The 16638-nt window shown below is 61.4% G+C and carries 12 protein-coding genes; all 12 read right to left on the reverse strand.

The features are described from left to right. Positions 1–19: 19 nt before the first annotated feature. Positions 20–376 (reverse strand): copper-binding protein, encoded by a 357-nt coding sequence (locus VQ067_RS32790; RefSeq protein ID WP_003131925.1) that lies wholly within the window; start codon positions 374–376, stop codon positions 20–22. Then, a complete protein-coding gene (locus VQ067_RS32795) occupies positions 373–3534 on the reverse strand; it encodes an efflux RND transporter permease subunit (RefSeq protein WP_340081034.1) in 3162 nt (1053 codons plus the stop codon). The genes VQ067_RS32790 and VQ067_RS32795 overlap by 4 nt, the downstream gene beginning before the upstream one ends. After that, positions 3531–5012 carry an efflux RND transporter periplasmic adaptor subunit gene (locus tag VQ067_RS32800; RefSeq protein ID WP_058198919.1) on the reverse strand — a complete coding sequence of 494 codons (1482 nt, stop codon included), beginning with the start codon at positions 5010–5012 and terminating at the stop codon, positions 3531–3533. Before VQ067_RS32800 ends, VQ067_RS32795 begins: the two co-directional genes overlap by 4 nt. Continuing rightward, positions 5009–6265 carry a TolC family protein gene (locus VQ067_RS32805; protein ID WP_023911051.1) on the reverse strand — a complete coding sequence of 419 codons (1257 nt, stop codon included), beginning with the start codon at positions 6263–6265 and terminating at the stop codon, positions 5009–5011. Before VQ067_RS32805 ends, VQ067_RS32800 begins: the two co-directional genes overlap by 4 nt. Before the next feature lie 101 nt (positions 6266–6366). After that, the gene (locus VQ067_RS32810) at positions 6367–6705 is read right to left on the reverse strand and encodes a hypothetical protein (RefSeq protein WP_033869463.1); all 339 of its coding nucleotides are present in this window, start codon (positions 6703–6705) and stop codon (positions 6367–6369) included. Positions 6706–6769: 64 nt separating this feature from the next. Next, on the reverse strand, positions 6770–7012 hold the full coding sequence (locus tag VQ067_RS32815; RefSeq protein ID WP_003131921.1) for a DUF2933 domain-containing protein: 243 nt from the start codon (positions 7010–7012) through the stop codon (positions 6770–6772). Between the two features lie 16 nt (positions 7013–7028). Next, positions 7029–7424: a MerR family DNA-binding protein gene (locus VQ067_RS32820; RefSeq protein WP_023911048.1), complete on the reverse strand. Its 396-nt coding sequence runs from the start codon at positions 7422–7424 to the stop codon at positions 7029–7031. Continuing rightward, complete coding sequence (locus tag VQ067_RS32825) at positions 7421–9877, reverse strand: heavy metal translocating P-type ATPase (protein ID WP_003131918.1); 2457 nt, start codon at positions 9875–9877, stop codon at positions 7421–7423. Before VQ067_RS32825 ends, VQ067_RS32820 begins: the two co-directional genes overlap by 4 nt. Before the next feature lie 326 nt (positions 9878–10203). Next, complete coding sequence (gene tnpC / locus VQ067_RS32830) at positions 10204–10566, reverse strand: Tn3 family transposase post-transcriptional regulator TnpC (RefSeq protein ID WP_023911045.1); 363 nt, start codon at positions 10564–10566, stop codon at positions 10204–10206. Next, positions 10563–13577, reverse strand: a complete 3015-nt coding sequence (locus VQ067_RS32835; protein ID WP_042933573.1) for a Tn3 family transposase — start codon at positions 13575–13577, stop codon at positions 10563–10565. Before VQ067_RS32835 ends, tnpC begins: the two co-directional genes overlap by 4 nt. Positions 13578–14593: 1016 nt before the next feature. Beyond that, a complete protein-coding gene (locus tag VQ067_RS32840; protein ID WP_034000447.1) occupies positions 14594–14953 on the reverse strand; it encodes a DUF805 domain-containing protein in 360 nt (119 codons plus the stop codon). Between the two features lie 291 nt (positions 14954–15244). After that, on the reverse strand, positions 15245–16627 hold the full coding sequence (locus tag VQ067_RS32845) for a hypothetical protein (protein WP_058199473.1): 1383 nt from the start codon (positions 16625–16627) through the stop codon (positions 15245–15247). Between the last annotated feature and the right edge of the window lie 11 nt (positions 16628–16638).

The raw sequence follows: 16638 nt of genomic DNA on the forward strand, positions 1-16638 counted from the left end.
CCGGCCATTCTTGGCGCTATTACTGCATCGGCTTGATCGACAGAAGCGTCGCCGTCATACCTTCGCTCTTGAACTCGAACATCACCTGTTGGCCGACCTGCACTTGAGCCAGTTGCTCGGGCGTCGCCTTGAAACCCATGGTCATCGCCGGCCACTTCACGGCAGGCACGGGGCCATGGGCGATGGTGACACTGCCTTTCTGACTGTCGATGGCCTTGACGGTGCCGGAAGCCTGGGCGGTTGCCATAGCCCCCGATTGCTCCATCTGCATTTCTTTCATGGGCATCTTGTCCATGGGCATGGCAGGCATTTCGGCGGCAAAGACCGGTTGGCCGAGGACCAGAGTCAGAGCACCTAGGAGGGTGTAGTTCTTCATGCGAGTTTTCCTTCTGCTTGGTTGGGGATGAATTCAGAGGTCTGGCGGCGACGCATCAGTCGATAGGCCGCCGGCAGGACGAACAACGACAACAGCGGCGCGGTGACCATGCCGCCGACCATGGGCGCGGCGATGCGGCTCATCACCTCGCTGCTGGTGCCGCTGTCCAGCAGGATCGGCAGCAGGCCGGCGATGATCACCGCCACGGTCATCGCCTTGGGCCGCACACGCTGCACGGCGCCTTCGCGGATCGCCTCGATAAGCGCACTTTCGTCGGTGCGGCCGGCGTCTTGCCGTTCGTTCCAGGCGTTCTTCAGGTACAGCAGCATGATCACGCCGAACTCGGCGGCGACCCCGGCCAGGGCGATAAAGCCCACCCCGGTGGCCACCGACTGGTTGTAGCCGAGCAGGTAGAGGAACCAGATGCCGCCGACCAGTGCGAAGGGAAGTGTGGCCATGATCAGCAGGGCTTCACTGAAGCGAGCGAACGTCAGGTAGAGCAAGACGAAAATGATCACCAGGGTCGCCGGCACCACCAGTTTGAGCCGGGCATTGGCGCGTTCGAGAAACTCGAACTGCCCGGAGTAGCTCAGGCTCATGCCCGGCTCTAGTTTGACCTGATCATCGATGGCCTGGCGCAGGTCACCCACCACTGAAGCCAGATCACGGCCACGCACGTCGATGTAGACCCAGCCAGACAGACGCGCATTCTCGCTTTTCAACATGGGTGGACCGTCACTGATCCTGATCTGCGCCACAGTGCCAAGGGTGATCTGGCTGCCCTGGGGGGTATAAATCGGCAGCTCACGCAGCCCTGCCAGTGAATCGCGCCACTCGCGCGGATAGCGCAGGCTGATCGGGAAGCGCGCCAGGCCCTCGATGGTCTCGCCGATGTTCGCCCCGCCGATGGCGCCGGCGACGATCGCCTGCACATCGGCGATATTCAGGCCATAGCGCGCCGCCGCTTCGCGGTCGATATCCACATCGACGTAACGCCCGCCGGTCAGGCGCTCGGCCAGGGCGGAACTGACTCCGGGCACGAGTTTGGCGACCCGTTCGACCGCCTGGGTCATCTCGTCGATTTGCGCCAGGTTGCTGCCGGCGACCTTGACGCCGATCGGGCTCTTGATGCCGGTGGCGAGCATGTCGATGCGGTTACGGATCGGCGGAATCCATAGGTTGGCCAATCCTGGCACCTGTACGGTACGGTCCAGTTCCTCCACCAGCTTCTCCGGGGTCATCCCCGGTCGCCACTGCTCGCGCGGCTTGAACTGGATGGTGGTTTCGAACATCTCCAGCGGTGCGGGGTCGGTGGCGGTTTCGGCACGGCCGGCCTTGCCGAACACATGGGCGACTTCCGGCACCGTCTTGATCAGGCGGTCGGTCTGCTGCAGCAGTTGCGCCGCCTTCTGCGCGGACAGCCCCGGTAGCGCGGTGGGCATATAGAGCAGGTCGCCCTCGTCCAGCGGCGGGAGGAACTCGCCACCGAGACGGCTCATCGGCCAGAGCGCGCTGAGCAGAATCAGCACCGCAACCAGCAGGGTGATTTTCGGCCGCCGTAGTACCGCGTCCAAGGCCGGCTGGTAGATGCGAATCAGCCAGCGGTTCAGCGGGTTCTGTTCCTCGTTGGGAATCCGCCCGCGAATCCAATAGCCCATCAGCACCGGCACCAGGGTCACCGACAGGCCGGCGGCGGCCGCCATGGCGTAGGTCTTGGTGAAGGCCAGCGGACCGAACAGGCGGCCTTCCTGGGCCTCCAGGGTGAAAACCGGGATGAACGACAGGGTGATGATCAGCAGGCAGAAGAATAGTGCCGGGCCGACCTCCACCGCCGCCTCGGTGATCACGTGCCAGTGATGTTCGCCCTTGAGGTCCTCGCCCGGGTGTTCCTCGCGCCAGGCCTCGATCTTCTTGTGCGCGTTCTCGATCATCACCACCGCGGCGTCGACCATGGCGCCGATGGCGATGGCGATGCCGCCGAGGGACATGATGTTGGCGTTGATCCCCTGCTGCTGCATGACGATAAAGGCGATCAGCACCCCGACCGGCAGCGAGACGATAGCCACCAGGGATGAGCGCAGGTGCCAGAGAAACAGCGCACAAACCAGGGCGACTACGATGAACTCCTCGATCAGCTTGTGACTGAGGTTTTCTACGGCACGATCGATCAGCTTGCTGCGATCATAGGTGGTAACGATCTCCACCCCCGAGGGCAGGCTCTTGCCCAGTTCGTCAAGCTTGGTCTTGACCGCGGCGATGGCCTCGCGAGCATTCTTGCCGCTGCGCAGGATCACAACGCCGCCGACTACCTCGCCCTCGCCGTCGAGTTCGGCGATGCCGCGACGCATTTCCGGGCCGAGCTGGATATGCGCAACCTCGCCAAGCGTCACCGGCACGCCGCCACTGTCCAGGCGCAGGGGGATGGCGCGAAAGTCATTCAGCGTCTGCAGGTAACCCGAAGCGCGCACCATGAACTCGGTCTCGGCCAGTTCCAGCACCGCACCGCCGGTTTCCTGGTTGGCCCTGGAAATTGCCTCAGCGACCTGCTGCTGGGTGATGCCGCGGCTGGCCAGCTTGATCGGATCGAGCACCACCTGGTACTGCTTGACCATGCCACCGATGGTGGCCACCTCGGCGACATTGGCCAGGGTCTTCAGTTCGAACTTGAGGAACCAGTCCTGTAGCGCCCGCAACTGCGCCAGGTCATGCGTGCCGGTGCGGTCGACCAGGGCGTACTGATAGATCCAGCCCACCCCGGTGGCATCAGGGCCCAGGGCGGGCGCGGCGCCCGCAGGCAGACGGGCCTGCACCTGGCTGAGGTATTCCAGTACCCGCGAACGCGCCCAGTACAGGTCGGTGCCGTTCTCGAACAGCACGTAGACGAAGCTGTCGCCGAAGAAGGAATAACCGCGCACCGTTTTCGCGCCCGGCACCGAGAGCATGGTGGTGGCCAGTGGATAGGTCACCTGATTCTCGACGATCTGCGGCGCCTGCCCCGGGAAGGGCGTGCGGATGATCACCTGCACATCGGAGAGGTCCGGCAGCGCGTCGATGGCGGTGTTCTGCACCGACCAGACACCCCAGCCGACGGCGAACAGGGTGGCCAGCAGCACCAAGAAGCGGTTGGCCACCGACCAGCGGATCAGCTTGGCGATCATGGTTGCACCTCCAGCTTATCCAGCCGCTCGATCAACAGGCCGTCGTCCGTTTCACGCACGCCAACGTGTACCGAGTCCCCTGCCTGTACGCCCTCCAGCAGAGTCGGATCTGCCAACGGAAAGGTCATGGTCATTCCAGGCATGCCGAGGGTCTTGAACGGACCATGGGCCAGGGTGACCGAGTCGTTGTCGATCTCGACCACCTTGCCTTCCGCCTCATGCAGGGCCTGCATCGGCTGAGCGTCGGGTGATGCGAGGTCCTGGGCGAGTACCCCGCGCAGGCTGGCCTCGGAATCGAGCAGGAACTGTCCGGAGGCGACTACCTGCTGACCTTCCTCCAGGCCCTCGACAATTTCCGCCTTGTCAGTCCTTTCCCGTCCAAGACGGACCTCAACCGGTCGATAACGACCCTCGCCTTCGACCAGCATCACCAGGGCACGCCGGCCGGTACGGATTACCGCTTCATTCGGCACGTACAATGCTCTCTGTTCGCTCGGGCGACTCAGCCGAACCTTGGCGGTCATGCCTGGCCGCAGACGGCCCGTCGGGTTATCCAGTTCGACCCGCACGCGCAGCGTGCGGCTATCCAGGTTGGCCTGCGGCAGGAAGGCGCTCACCGTGCCCGCCAGCACTTCACCGGGGAAGGCGGGCAGGTATGCCTCCACCGGCTGGCCGAGCTGTACGCCGCCGGCTTCGGCCTCAGGCACAGCCACGTCGAGCCAGACACTGCTCAGGCCGTTGACTGTGGCCAAGGGTTGGCCAGCGGCCAGGGTCATGCCTTCGCGGACATTGAGTTCCTGCAGCACGCCGGCAATCGGGCTGGTCACCGTCCAGAGGGCCTGGACCTTGCCACTACGCTCGACCCGCTCGATCAATGACTGCGGCATCCCAGCCAGGCGCAGGCGCTGCCGGGCTGCGTCCAACAATGCTCTTTCACCGACCTCGCGCAAGGCCAGGAACTCTTCTTGAACAGCCGCCCATTCGGGTACCAGTAGGTCGGCCAGCGGCGCCCCGGCGGCCAGCAGGTCCTCGGGCGCGCGCCGATACACGCGCTCGACGAAGCCCCCGCTGCGTGCCTGCACCACGGCGACATCGCGGTTATTGAAGGCTAGGTTGCCGACCACTTCCAACTCAGTGACCGAGTGTTCACGGGTGACAGTCGCTAGGCGCATGCCCAGGTTCTGGACGACGCTTGGGTCGATGCTGACCGCGGCACTGTCACTCGCCTCGCCGGCGTAGCGCGGCACCAATTCCATGTCCATGAAGGGAGACTTGCCGGGTTGGTCAAATTTCTGCTGCGGGTACATGGGGTCGTACCAATAGAGCACTTCGCGCTCGTCCGGTGCGGAGGACTCCTGGGCATTGGCCATGCTGGCCCCGGCCTCCACCAGGGGCTGAGCGAACCAGTAGCCGCCCGCTGCACCAATGGCGAGCGCCAAGCCCGTCAGCAACGCGCCTTTCCAGATTCGAGTCTTCATTGGCTACTTTCTCCATAGGCGAAATACAGGCGGGCACTGGTCTGTGCACGTTGCTGTTCAAGGTCGATGTGTTTCAGGCGGGCCTCGATGAGTTCGCGCCGCGCGGCCACTAGCGCCATTAACTCGCCACGGCCGGCGCGGTAGTCCGCCATGGCCAGGCGTACCTTCTCCTCGGCCAGCGGTACCAGGGTTTGTCGGCTGCGCTCCACGGCGCGCTCCAGGCGGCGGTGTTCGGCCAGATCGTCGGCCAGCGCTTGCGCGTGCTCCCGTGTCATGGCTTCGCGCTCGGCTTCCAGGCGCAGCACTTCGGCGCGCTTGGCGGCGATCTTCGGGTCCTGCCGGCTGGCGGTGAACAGGGGTAGGTCGAAGGTGAACTGCACGGAGACCATGTCGCCAAAGGCCTCGCCACGTTTTTGGTAGGCCAGCTCCCAGCTCCAGTCGGGTTTCTTGTCCGCTTCGGCTAGACGCACCTGGGCCTCTGCCTCCTGTGTCATCGGCGTGAAGGCCTGCAGCTCAGGGTGACGATCCAAACTGTGGCGGAAATGCAGGTCATCGACTCGCCAGCTCGGCCAAGAGCCGGACAGCGGCTCGACCGCCACCGGCCCGACCCAGCGGCGCAGGGCCGCGCGGGCCTGCGTGCGGTTGCGTTCTAGTTCATCTTCCTGCTCGGCGAGCAGTGCTGCTTCCTGCTTGGGCGCCAAACTGTCAGCCGCCTGGCCACGGCCGCCGGCCAAGCTGGCCTGTACGGCCTTGGCCAGCAGGCGATTCTCGTCGTACAGAGTCTGGAACAGTTGCAGTTTCTGCTCGACCGCGAAGCCGCCGATCCAGGCAAGCGCAGTTTCACGGCGCACCTTGAGGCGTTCGACCCGCTCCAGTGCATCGGCGCTGTCGATGCCCGCCTGGGCAGCCTCGACACGGGCACGGCGCTTGGCTCGGTTGGGAACTTCTTGCATGACCCCGACCATCTGCATGGTCATGAAGTCGCGCGTGAGGCTGCCACGGGCATCGCCCTCGATGGGAAAGTTCTGGATACCTAGGGCAAGCTTGGGGTCCGGTAATTCACCGGCGGGAATGGCGGCCTGCATGGCGGCATCTTGGTTGGCAGCCTGGGCAGCCAGTGACGGTGCCTCGCGCTCCGCCAGGCGCAGGGCTTCGTCCAGGGTAAGGGCGGCGGCCAGGCCGGGCACGGCCAGGGCGCACAGCGTGAGGGCGGCCAGCGAAAGGCGTCCTCCGCAGTAGCGTCGGAGATTCATATTCACGATTCCTGTGGATGATCCGGCGCGTACCCACACGGGCACACGCACACCGTCTCGCCGCCTAAGAGGGGGAAACGGGACTCAAGTCGGCACGGGAATCAGGCGCGGGGGGGACGCCACACCCCAGAGGGGGACGCGGTTGGAAGGAAATCGTGGGTAGGAGTGATTACTACGGAGCGAGAAAACAGAAGAGGCGTCTTGATGACCGAAACCTGCAGCATGCTGCTGCTCTTGCACTCTTGTCCGGTCTTGCAGACTTTGCCGCTGGACATTTGCTGCTGATGGTCTTCGCAGCAAGAAGCCTGCATATCCTCCATCGAGATGCCGTGCTGTTCCATGGGGCAAGGTTCGGAAAACGCGAGCACACCTGCGACCCCATTCAGGGGAAGGGTCAGGCTGAGCAGCAGGAGCAACAGCAGGTGCAGGCGTCGTTTCATGCGGCGGAGTCTAGCCCAGGTCGATAGGGGGAGCAATTCGTCAGTGTTCCGTTTTGCGGAAAGATCACGGCGCGTCAGTCGGATCACGCTCGATCGGCTTTACCTTCTGCGTGTCATCGCTAGCGGGTGGTCCTTTGTGCATGCCGCGCATGCAGAACAGCATTGACAGCGGACAGAGCAGTAGCAGGAAGATCAGCGCGTTCGCCGCAATCCAGGTTTGAAAAGCCGGAAACAGGACATAGGCAGCCAGCAGAAAGATGCCGGCTCCTATGCCAACCCGAATCATGGTGGATTTATCGCAGGTCATGATGTTCTCCTTTCATTCAGCTAGTGGGGGGGGGCAGATCATCCAGAATCGGCCCCGGTGGTTGCTCAAGGTCGTCGCAATGCTCGGCCAGGTAGCTCAGACTGTCGCGCAGTGCCTGGAGCAAGACAATGCGTGCGTTCAGCGCGTCGATGTAGTGGTGGGCTATGACTTGAACTTCGCTGCTAGGGCGTTGGCGATCCCGCCATAACGCCAGCAAGGCGCGCACCTGCGTCAATGAGAAGCCCAGTTCTCGGGCGTGGTGGATAAAGCGCAAAACCTGTACATCCCTTTCCAGGTAGTCGCGATAGCCAGACCGGGTGCGCCGAGAAGCTGGGACCAGCTCGATGCGTTCGTAATAGCGGATCATTTTGGCGGTCAAGCCGCTGACGTTCGCCGCTGCGCCAATGTTCATGGATGCCTCCTTCTTGCTGAGCCAGCGCCTCCGTCCAGCTCTACCGGTGCCGGCCGCCATCGCTTGAGCAGCAGCGCGTAAGTGACCACCGAGACGCTGGACAATGCCATCGCCGCACCGGCCACCACCGGGCTCAACAGGCCGAAGGCGGCCAGTGGAATGCCGACCAGGTTGTAGACGAAGGCCCAAAACAGGCTCTTCAGAATCCGTCCGTAGGTATGGCGGGAGAGAGCCAAGGCATCCGCCACCAGCGCCGGATCACCGCGCATCAGGGTGATGCCGGCGGTGTGCATGGCTACATCGGTACCGGTCGACATGGCAATGCCAACATCCGCCGCCGCCAGCGCCGGAGCGTCGTTGATGCCGTCGCCGACCATGGCTACCACTGCGCCACCGGTCTTCAGCGCCTGCACCTCCGCGGCCTTGTCGCCGGGCAACACCTCGGCGCGCACCTCGTCGAGGCCGAGCATAGCCGCCACGCTCTCAGCCGCACCGCGGTTGTCGCCGCTGATCATCACGGTCCGTATGCCCAGTCCGCGCAGCCGCGCCACGGCCTGGCGGGCACTCGGCTTCAGCACATCACCGAAGGCGATCAGGCCCAACAGCAGTGGCTGTCCAGTCACGTCGGCGAGCCAGGACACGCTGTTGCCGGCCCGGGCCAGCGTTGCTGCGGACGCCGCCAGCGGTGACAGGTCAACGCCGAGCTCCTGCATCAGTCGTGTGCTGCCCAGGCGCAGCTCTCGCCCTGCGACCAAGGCCGCCAGACCGCGCCCCGGCAACGCCGTGACCTTGGATGCGGGCAATAAATCCGTGCCGTCCTGCTTGGCCTTGTCCAGCAGCGCCTGCGCCAGCGGGTGTTCGCTGCCGGCCTGCGCCGAGGCGGCCTGCAGCAGCAGGCGCGCGCTATCGCCATTCGCCACTTCCAGCGCGGTCACCCTTGGCTTGCCCTGGGTCAGCGTGCCGGTCTTGTCGAAAGCCACCACGCTGACCCGGTGGGCGATCTCCAAGGCTTCCGCGTCCTTGATTAGGATGCCGTGGCGCGCACCGACGCCGGTGCCGACCATGATCACCGTCGGCGTGGCCAGGCCCAGCGCGCAAGGGCAAGCGATGACCAGCACCGCCACCGCGTTGATCAGTGGGCCGGCCACCTCGCCGGTGAGCCACCAGCCGATCAGCAGGGTCATGGCAGCGATCACCAACACCACGGGGACGAAGACGGCGCTAATCCGATCCACCAGGCGCTGGATCGGCGCCTTGGCCGCTTGAGCGTTTTCGACCATGCGGATGATTCGGGCCAGCGTACTTTCCGCGCCGACCGCTGTGGTCTCGACCAGCAACAGTCCTTCGCCGTTGATTGCGCCGCCGGTCACCACATCGCCTTCAGTTTTCGCCACCGGCAGGCTCTCACCGGTCAGCAGCGACTCGTCGAGATGGCTGCGCCCGTCGCGTACCAGACCATCGGCGGGAACTCGCTCGCCCGGCCGTACCACCAGCAAATCACCGACGGCCAAGGTACTCACCGATACCTGATAGTCCACACCCTCACGGCGCACCCGGGCGGTGTCCGGCCGTAGTGCCTGCAGTGCTCGAATGGCGTCTCCAGTGTGGCGCTTGGCACGCGCTTCCAGCCACTTGCCGAGCAGGACCAGGGTGATCACCACCGCGGAAGCCTCGAAATAGAGGTGCGGGACGCCGGGGCCGGCATGCGTCGCCATCAGATAGACCGACAGCCCGTAGCCGGCACTGGTACCGAGCGCCACCAGCAGGTCCATATTGCCGCTGCCGGCGCGCAATGCTCGCCAACCGGCCCGATAGAAACGTGCCCCCAGCCAGAACTGCACCGGCGTGGCCAACAGCAGTTGTATCCAGCCCGGCAGGCTCCAGCGCGCGCCCAGCAACACGGCGAGCATCTGCACCACCAGCGGCAGGGACAGCACGGCGGCCAGTGCCACCGGCCACCAGTCGCGAGACGGCGGCGCGGCGGCGGCCTCTTTGGCTGCCGGCACACCGGCCTCGTACCCGGCGGCCGCAACCGCCTGGATCAGCGCCGCCGGCGCTACCGCACCGGACACCACCCGGACCCGGGCCGCCTCGCTGGCCAGATTCACCGTGGCCGCCAGCACGCCCGGCACCTTCAGCAGGGCCTTCTCGACCCGGCCGACGCAGGAAGCGCAGGTCATACCGCCGATGACCAGGTCCAGTTGCTCTTCCTTCACGCGGTAACCCGCGCCTTCGACCGCCTCTAGCAGGGGAGCCAAATCGGCATCGGCTTCTACCATAACCGCTTCGCTGGCCAGATTGACCCTGGCGGCGGAAACCCTGGGTACTTGAGTCAATGCCTTCTCGATCCGTGCCACGCAGGAGGCACAGGTCATGCCTTCTACGCCAAACGTCCATTGCCGAACAAGGCCGGCGTGCGCAGCAGCAGTGGTTTCGGGGAATGCGCGGGTCATTGCCAACCTCCACGATTATCTCGTTATTGAGAGGTTGGACCTTACCGTTGGGGCAAGGTCAAGCAGTAAGGTGGCGACCATCCGAGAGTTTGGGATGATCACAAATCTGGGAGCACTACGCGGAGCTCCACGAGCAGAAGCGCTAATTCTGTGAGATCAGCTGCGCTCAAGAAGGCAAAGGCCATTGAATAACGGAGGCTGTGATGGAATGAATACCCAACTAAGCCCTTAATCTATCGTGAGGGGCGTTCCGACCGACTGACCTTCAGCTTACGGGGGCCGTAGAGCTAAGGTGGATCGGCGGTCTACCGGGGCTGCCAGGCCACCTACAATACATGATCAGGTGCAAGACCGAGCAAGGGGACGATCCCTGCTTGGGCTGATTGCACCCACTCAGAGAGGGCCTCAAGATCCTGTTGTAGCGACTCGGCTTCCGACCAGATGCAGGCATTCTCAGTCGGCACTGTCAGTGCCGAGCCCTCTACGAGAGTAAGAGCCATTGCGTGAAGCTTCAGCAACTCATCACGGACGGCCACAATTTCACCCAGATTGGCCAGACAGGCATCCAGTCGGTCAACCAATCGCAGAAGTTGGGAGGTGTCGAAGTCCTCTCGCAGCTTTTCCAGGGCCACAGCATCCACTTCGCCGTAGGGGGTAATGTGAAAAGACGCCGGTGGAATCTCGATCATGTTGCCTCCTCGGCATCGGCCCTGCTGGCCGTGTTGACTCGCAGCGAGCCGGCGGCTTGTTGAAACACCGAATCCTTGATCCAGGGTTCTGGTGGCCGGTTGAGCTTGAGGTTGAATTCGCCGAAGCGTTTGACGTTGCTGGTCAGGTAGGGACTGAGGAAAGACACGTCTTCATCGGTGAACTGCCAGCCCTCGCGGGCCAGCTTCTGCAGGATGCGCATCATATCCACAGTGTTCTGCAAGATCACCGACGAGGCCACCATGTCGTTGTAGCGCAGCCGCTTCTGCTGCTCGTCCGGATCGTTCTCAGCAATCACATCGCCGCCGAAGGACAACCACTTGGAGAATCCGTTGTAAGACTCGATCTTGTTGGTGTTCGCGGTGACCTCCTGGCGCAACTCGCGACTGCCGATCCAGTTGAGCAGGAAGATTGTACGGATCACGCTGCCCAGTGCCTGTGCCGCATGGTAGAGCTTGTTGCGCCGGCTGTAGGAGCCGAGTTTGCGCAGCAGCATAGGTGAGGATATTTTGCCGGCCTGGATCGATAGCGCGACCTGCATCAGATCCTGCCAATGGGTTTCGATCAGGTTCCAGTCAGCAGTGTCAGTGAACAGGCGGTTGATATGCTTGTACGAAGCACCGCGATCCGGCCGGCACATCACTAGGTCGCGCCAGTTGCGAATACGTGGCATCAGGTTGATGCCCAACAGATGGGTGAAGGCAAACACCGTGGCCGACTGCCCTTGGGTATCGGAGTACACCGTGTCAGCCTCGACGCTAAGATCAGCCTTGAGCAGCCCCTCAATCACGTAGATCGCCTCCCAGATGCCCGGCGGGATGAAGTGCTGGAACACTGCGATGTAGTTGTTGGCCACGTGCCGATAGGCCACGGCTCCCATCTTGCGGTAGCGGAAGTGATAGCCGGCCAGCAGGTTGTCGTCATAGAAGTCAAACTGCGTACCGTCCGCGGCCACCGCTTTGCCGTCGCCCCAGAGCTTGGGCAGGTCGAGCTGCAGGTAGAGTTCCACCAGCTCGCGGTTAGCTTTGTCCAACTTCTCCAGCGAGAGGTGACGGCGATTGGTATAGGAGAGCATGTGCGGCGTGACATTACCGGCCAGATGCCGCGCGGCCTGGTTAGGGCCTAGGTTGCAGCCCATGGCGAAGATCGTCATCAGGTAGCGCTCGGCAGGCTCTTTGAGCTTCGGCTCGTTACCGGACATCGGCCCGAAATGCCGTGTGAACTGAATCCAATGCTCGATGTTAGCCATGATGTCGAGCACATGCCTGGCCGGCATGCGCTGCATGAGCGCTGTCTGCAGCGAGATAGCCGAAGGCGGGATGTCCCGCGCGATTACTCGGCGCAGCACCGGCTCGCCGGCTTCATTGATCGATACGTCACCTCGGCAGGAGGGGAATTTTTCATCCAGCTGCTGCGCGGTTTCCTCCAACTGGGTTTTGAGGGAGGCAACAAACTCCTTCGCCGTACCAGGAAGCCCCACCTTTTCGCAGTAAGCTGGTAGTTGCTGGAGACATTCTTCCCAGGGCAGCAACTGTTTGCGGTAGTCAGCGAAAGATTCCGACCCCAGCACGCACATGTCGCCGGAGCGCAGCTCGCTGGCCAGGTAGGAGAATACGCAGACTTCCAGATAGCGCCGGTTGGTCGGTGGTCCCTCACTGGTAGGACGACGAACGACCTTGATCCAGCGCTCCGAGGCAAACGACAAGTCGACGTGCTCGCCGATCCATTCGCGGTGTAGATTTTCGCAGTCCTGGATGAGCAGAAGCGCCTGGATCAGTGATCGATCCTGAGTCGTGGGTTCCAGTTGGAGAAGGTGGCTGAGACGGAACAGCAGCGAACGATGGGACTTGAAGTGCTTCCAGATCAGCGGCAGGTAGTTATTGCCGCCGGTAGCTTGGACTTCGGCGCAAGTCTCACGCAACCGATCCAGATTGCCATCGGGGGAGAGGTATTCCCGAATCAGGCTGCCAGCTTCCTGGTCATCCGGTTCTTGAACCAGAATCTGCACCACGCCGTCCAGGGTAGCCGCCAGTTGCTCCAGCTTCTGGCGTTGCCGCGCATGGATTTGCTCCAACTCTTCCTTGGCGCGTTTGTGGATCGTCGATATTCGTCGGATGAACATCTCGGCCAGGTGATCCCGAGTTCGCACTCGCATTCGATAGATCAGGGCCAGCATCAGTGTGTAGCGTTTCGGCAGCGAACAGTCCTTCAGCTCGGAGACGTCCGACGCAGCAGCTTGGGCAGCAAAGTGGCGGATCTTGGCATCGACGATCCCGTCAAAAATGGCTTCCAGGTCCCCAAAGCTCTCTAGCCAGGCCAAGTGATCGATCAGCACTTCCAGGTGCTTGCGAGATGGCTTCTTGGGCGCCTGTTTCAGTGCATTGAAGTCGCTTTGGCGTCGACCGAAGTCAGTGTCGAGCAGCTCCTTTAGCTTATGGATCACCTCGATTGGCGTTCTGGTTACCACAAGGTTGAATATTGCCTCTTGGGATTCGGTATGAATCCGCTCAGCGAGATCATTCAGGGTCGAATACGCAGGTAGCTCATAATCCTGGCGGATCAGTTCTTCAATCACCGAGTTAATGATGTCGGCACGCTGATCAAGCACGAACGACATTTCTTTGGCATGGCGCTCAGCAACCTCGATAGCATCTGAGCCATAAAATGCAGTCACGCCGAGACGAGCTCGGATGGCGTTCATATGGCGATATTGCTGAAACCACTTGTACTCAGCGAATTTCACCTTGCTACGCTGGCCCAACTCTCCACGAATGAACGCCACCAGTTGATCAGGCACGTCGGTGATATCAGGGAAATATCGAAGTACCTGAAAGGTCTTGAGGAGAACGGCGAGATTGAGGTGAAAGGGGGCCTTGGACTTGCTTCGTACCCACTTAATCTCATCATCGGAAAAGGAGAAATCACGCTGCAGCTCAGCTTTTGAATACGTCTTTGACAGAGTGGGGTACGCCGTGCGCTCTAATGAAGCCATAGAACCTCCTTTTCTGAGGAGTCAGAAAAGATAGTCCACGATCAGAGACTGTGCGCGCGATTTGAAAAACCATTCAGGATCAACCGCTTAAAAGCGAAGTGAGTGAATTTTCCCTTTATCTCGGCATGACCCGGATCACCCATAAGCTTTGTTGTAGTTGACCACAGTAGTGGACCGAGATAAGGGGGAAATTCATTCATTTGGTCTGTAAGGTACTGATTTACCATCGCTACCCGTAGTCAACGGGCTTACCGGTGCGATGCGGCAACCTGCAAACCTGTCGCAACACCCTACAGTGGCTGGTCGCCCAAGCATGAACTAATAAAAGTGTCGCACTCGGCGCGGGTACTCGCAGGCGCATGGCTCATTTCCCAGGCCACTGTGCGCTGGCTTAGGCAACGCCCTAACTCTTGCGACAGTCTTTATTGTTCAGCGACAGATTTATTGTTTGAAAACGAAGTGGTTCCGAGACAGGGCTTCTAACTATAACAACATAGCGCGCAACGCTACGACCATCATCCTGAACCTCCTCCTTGCCCTTTAAGGCGACTTCCTTCTTCCCTCGATCGAAGGGCGCTTCCTGGCCAGCTCCTATAACAACATAACCTAGGAGGTTTAGACCATTTATGCGTTCCTCCTGCACCATTTTCACCCGCCTGGACCATCGCACCAGATACCTCCCGTACCTGTCCAACCCTTTCCTTTTTCTTTCCTTTCTTTTCTTTCCTTTTCCCCATTTCTTTCTACGCGCGGCGCAGGCAACCCGGCACCGACAGATGGGCCCTTAAAAGGGTTGGACAGGGTAGGGGGATCAGGAGGAGCGCCGCCACCAGGGCTACCACATGTTATGTTGTTATAGGCCACTCCGGATTCGGGCGAGCTGCCGAGGACCAAGGGGTAGATGAGGTTTGGTTTTGCGGAGGTGGCGCCGGCGCGGAAAGGGAAGGGAGCACCACCGGTCCGAAGGGTATCAGCTATGTTGTTATAGCCCGGCCGCATTGCGGCCAGATCAGCGCTCACTTCCCGCCAACATAAGGCGAGGAGGGCGGTGCGGCCGGCAGGTCGACCGGCTTACGGCCGGGGAGTAGGAGCAGGATGGCCAGGATTGCCTGGCCAACGAAGGGGATGAACCACAGCAGAAGCACCCAAGGGGTGACACCGGCATCTTTCAGCCGCTGAATGGCATTGCCGGCGATGACCAGAAGCGCGAGGAGGATCAGAAGTCTCCCGAGCAGCCCGAAGGGGTTCAAAGCGAGTAGAACGGATACGAGGAACACATCGGCAAGCAGACAGAGCCAGAAGAAGGTACGACCCTGTCGGTTCTTGAACTTGAAGGCACCGGTGAAATGCCGGCAGTAGTGAGATAGGAAATTCACGCGGGCTCCTTTGGACGTGTCGAGCCGCTGCTCTGCAGCTCGGACACTCATCCTATCTCAGAGTCCGCATGCTCCCCCGGCAAAACAAAGGATGTAACGCCAGGCACCCTCTACCAGGGTTTCTGCCACCTCCTTTGGGATGAACAGATGCCCTAGCATGATGAGGCTGAAGAACAGGGTGAATTTCAAGAACAGTTGGCGTAGGTACACCTGGTCGACCTCGATCTGCTGAGACGTGGGAGTATACCTTCCCGATCGCGCTCACCCAGTAAGTCGACCTCGATCTTTGAGCTACCTGTGATCTGCCGGCCGATCAGCTTCGCGCCATGCGGCGATAGTCGCCAGCATGCTCTCAACCATACCCAGAAGGAGCAGGCTCTGGTTCCATGAGTGCCCCTGGATGAGGTTCTCTAACCAGAAGTTGATGGCGGCCAGGCCCGGGGCTCCAACATCGATTTCGCCCAGCGTCTGATGCAGGCACTCAGCCAGGCCTGGCGTGTCTGCCGGCGATCCCCGGGGTATGGCCAAGAGGTTCAGCCACACATCGTCGTCCAGGGCAAAGACGCGAAACGATCCGCGGTATGGTCCACCGACCAGCTCAGCACAGCAGCGCTCATCACCACCCCCACCGAGCAGGTTCAGCGAATCACAGAACGCATCCTCGCTTTCCGGAAAAAGCACCAAACCCTTTCGCTCCATGCTGCGCTCCAGCAAGGATTCCAGTTGATCCGCGGTCGCGCCATTGATGGCCAGGCTTCCGTTCAGAAAAAGCGGCCATTTCCCTGGCTCCAGAACAGAACCGAACAGTTCTTGAGGCGGGAAGGGCAGGCCCCGGACCACCGACCTAAACCAGAGCAGGTCTTCTATGTCGTAGAGCCCTGCAGGTTCACGGTCACCGGTCATCATCACGGTGCGAAATGCCTCACGGAGCATCTCAGTCGCAACGGGTTTCTTGGTTACGGAAACGATCCATCCCGTTTGGTACTTGATTCTGAGCTCCTCATGAGGGGCCATCGGTGGTACCGATCGCGCCTGGCGCTTCATCCAATCGGCAATATCCAGCCCCACCAGGTTTTGCGGCCAGTGCGGAAGGTGCACCGGTCTCAGGCGGTGGTTCTGGAAATCATCCTCTGCATGTCCAGGCCTCGGCGAGTTTTCCCATACCCGGTGATAACCCTCCAAGCCCTGGTTCAGGCGAGCCAATACCGCCTCTTGGCTCTCCAGCCGGTGCTCCGTCAACTCCTCCAGGGAAACCATGCTGTGCTTGACCAGGTTCTGTGATTGCCTCCTGGTTGATCCAAATGGGTGCCCATGGCCGATGGTCACCTTCTTGATGACTTTCTCCTTATCCATCTGCCCCAGGACCCGCCGCAACGGGTAATCGTCCAGCAATTCCGGTTCCACAAGAAGGTGGCCAGGCATGCCCCCGAGGGTATGGAACTCTGTCCATGCCAAGTACAAAAAAGACTCGAGTGGGATGGGTTCATCACCGAAGTACAAGCGCTGCCAGTAGATCCCAAGCCCCTCAACGCTGAGCGTTGCGACCACAAGTGGACGTAGTTCGTGCCGCTCCAGATCTTGCGGATTCAATCCATCGGTGCACCGGTACGCCATGCAATCCTTGCCGATGAATAAATACTTGCTCTGCGCAACTGTTAAGTGTTGGGTAAGCATCGCGGTGCTTC

This window comes from Pseudomonas sp. KBN12P06040 (genome assembly GCF_037574965.1).
Lineage (GTDB): Bacteria > Pseudomonadota > Gammaproteobacteria > Pseudomonadales > Pseudomonadaceae > Pseudomonas > Pseudomonas aeruginosa.

Coding starts and splice junctions, on each gene's coding strand:
- VQ067_RS32815 (WP_003131921.1), bottom strand. CDS start 7,012: ATGACCTGCGATAAATCCACCATGATTCGGGTTGGCATAGGAGCCGGC.
- VQ067_RS32805 (WP_023911051.1), bottom strand. CDS start 6,265: ATGAATCTCCGACGCTACTGCGGAGGACGCCTTTCGCTGGCCGCCCTC.
- tnpC (WP_023911045.1), bottom strand. CDS start 10,566: ATGATCGAGATTCCACCGGCGTCTTTTCACATTACCCCCTACGGCGAA.
- VQ067_RS32800 (WP_058198919.1), bottom strand. CDS start 5,012: ATGAAGACTCGAATCTGGAAAGGCGCGTTGCTGACGGGCTTGGCGCTC.
- VQ067_RS32845 (WP_058199473.1), bottom strand. CDS start 16,627: ATGCTTACCCAACACTTAACAGTTGCGCAGAGCAAGTATTTATTCATC.
- VQ067_RS32825 (WP_003131918.1), bottom strand. CDS start 9,877: ATGACCCGCGCATTCCCCGAAACCACTGCTGCTGCGCACGCCGGCCTT.
- VQ067_RS32790 (WP_003131925.1), bottom strand. CDS start 376: ATGAAGAACTACACCCTCCTAGGTGCTCTGACTCTGGTCCTCGGCCAA.
- VQ067_RS32835 (WP_042933573.1), bottom strand. CDS start 13,577: ATGGCTTCATTAGAGCGCACGGCGTACCCCACTCTGTCAAAGACGTAT.
- VQ067_RS32810 (WP_033869463.1), bottom strand. CDS start 6,705: ATGAAACGACGCCTGCACCTGCTGTTGCTCCTGCTGCTCAGCCTGACC.
- VQ067_RS32820 (WP_023911048.1), bottom strand. CDS start 7,424: ATGAACATTGGCGCAGCGGCGAACGTCAGCGGCTTGACCGCCAAAATG.
- VQ067_RS32795 (WP_340081034.1), bottom strand. CDS start 3,534: ATGATCGCCAAGCTGATCCGCTGGTCGGTGGCCAACCGCTTCTTGGTG.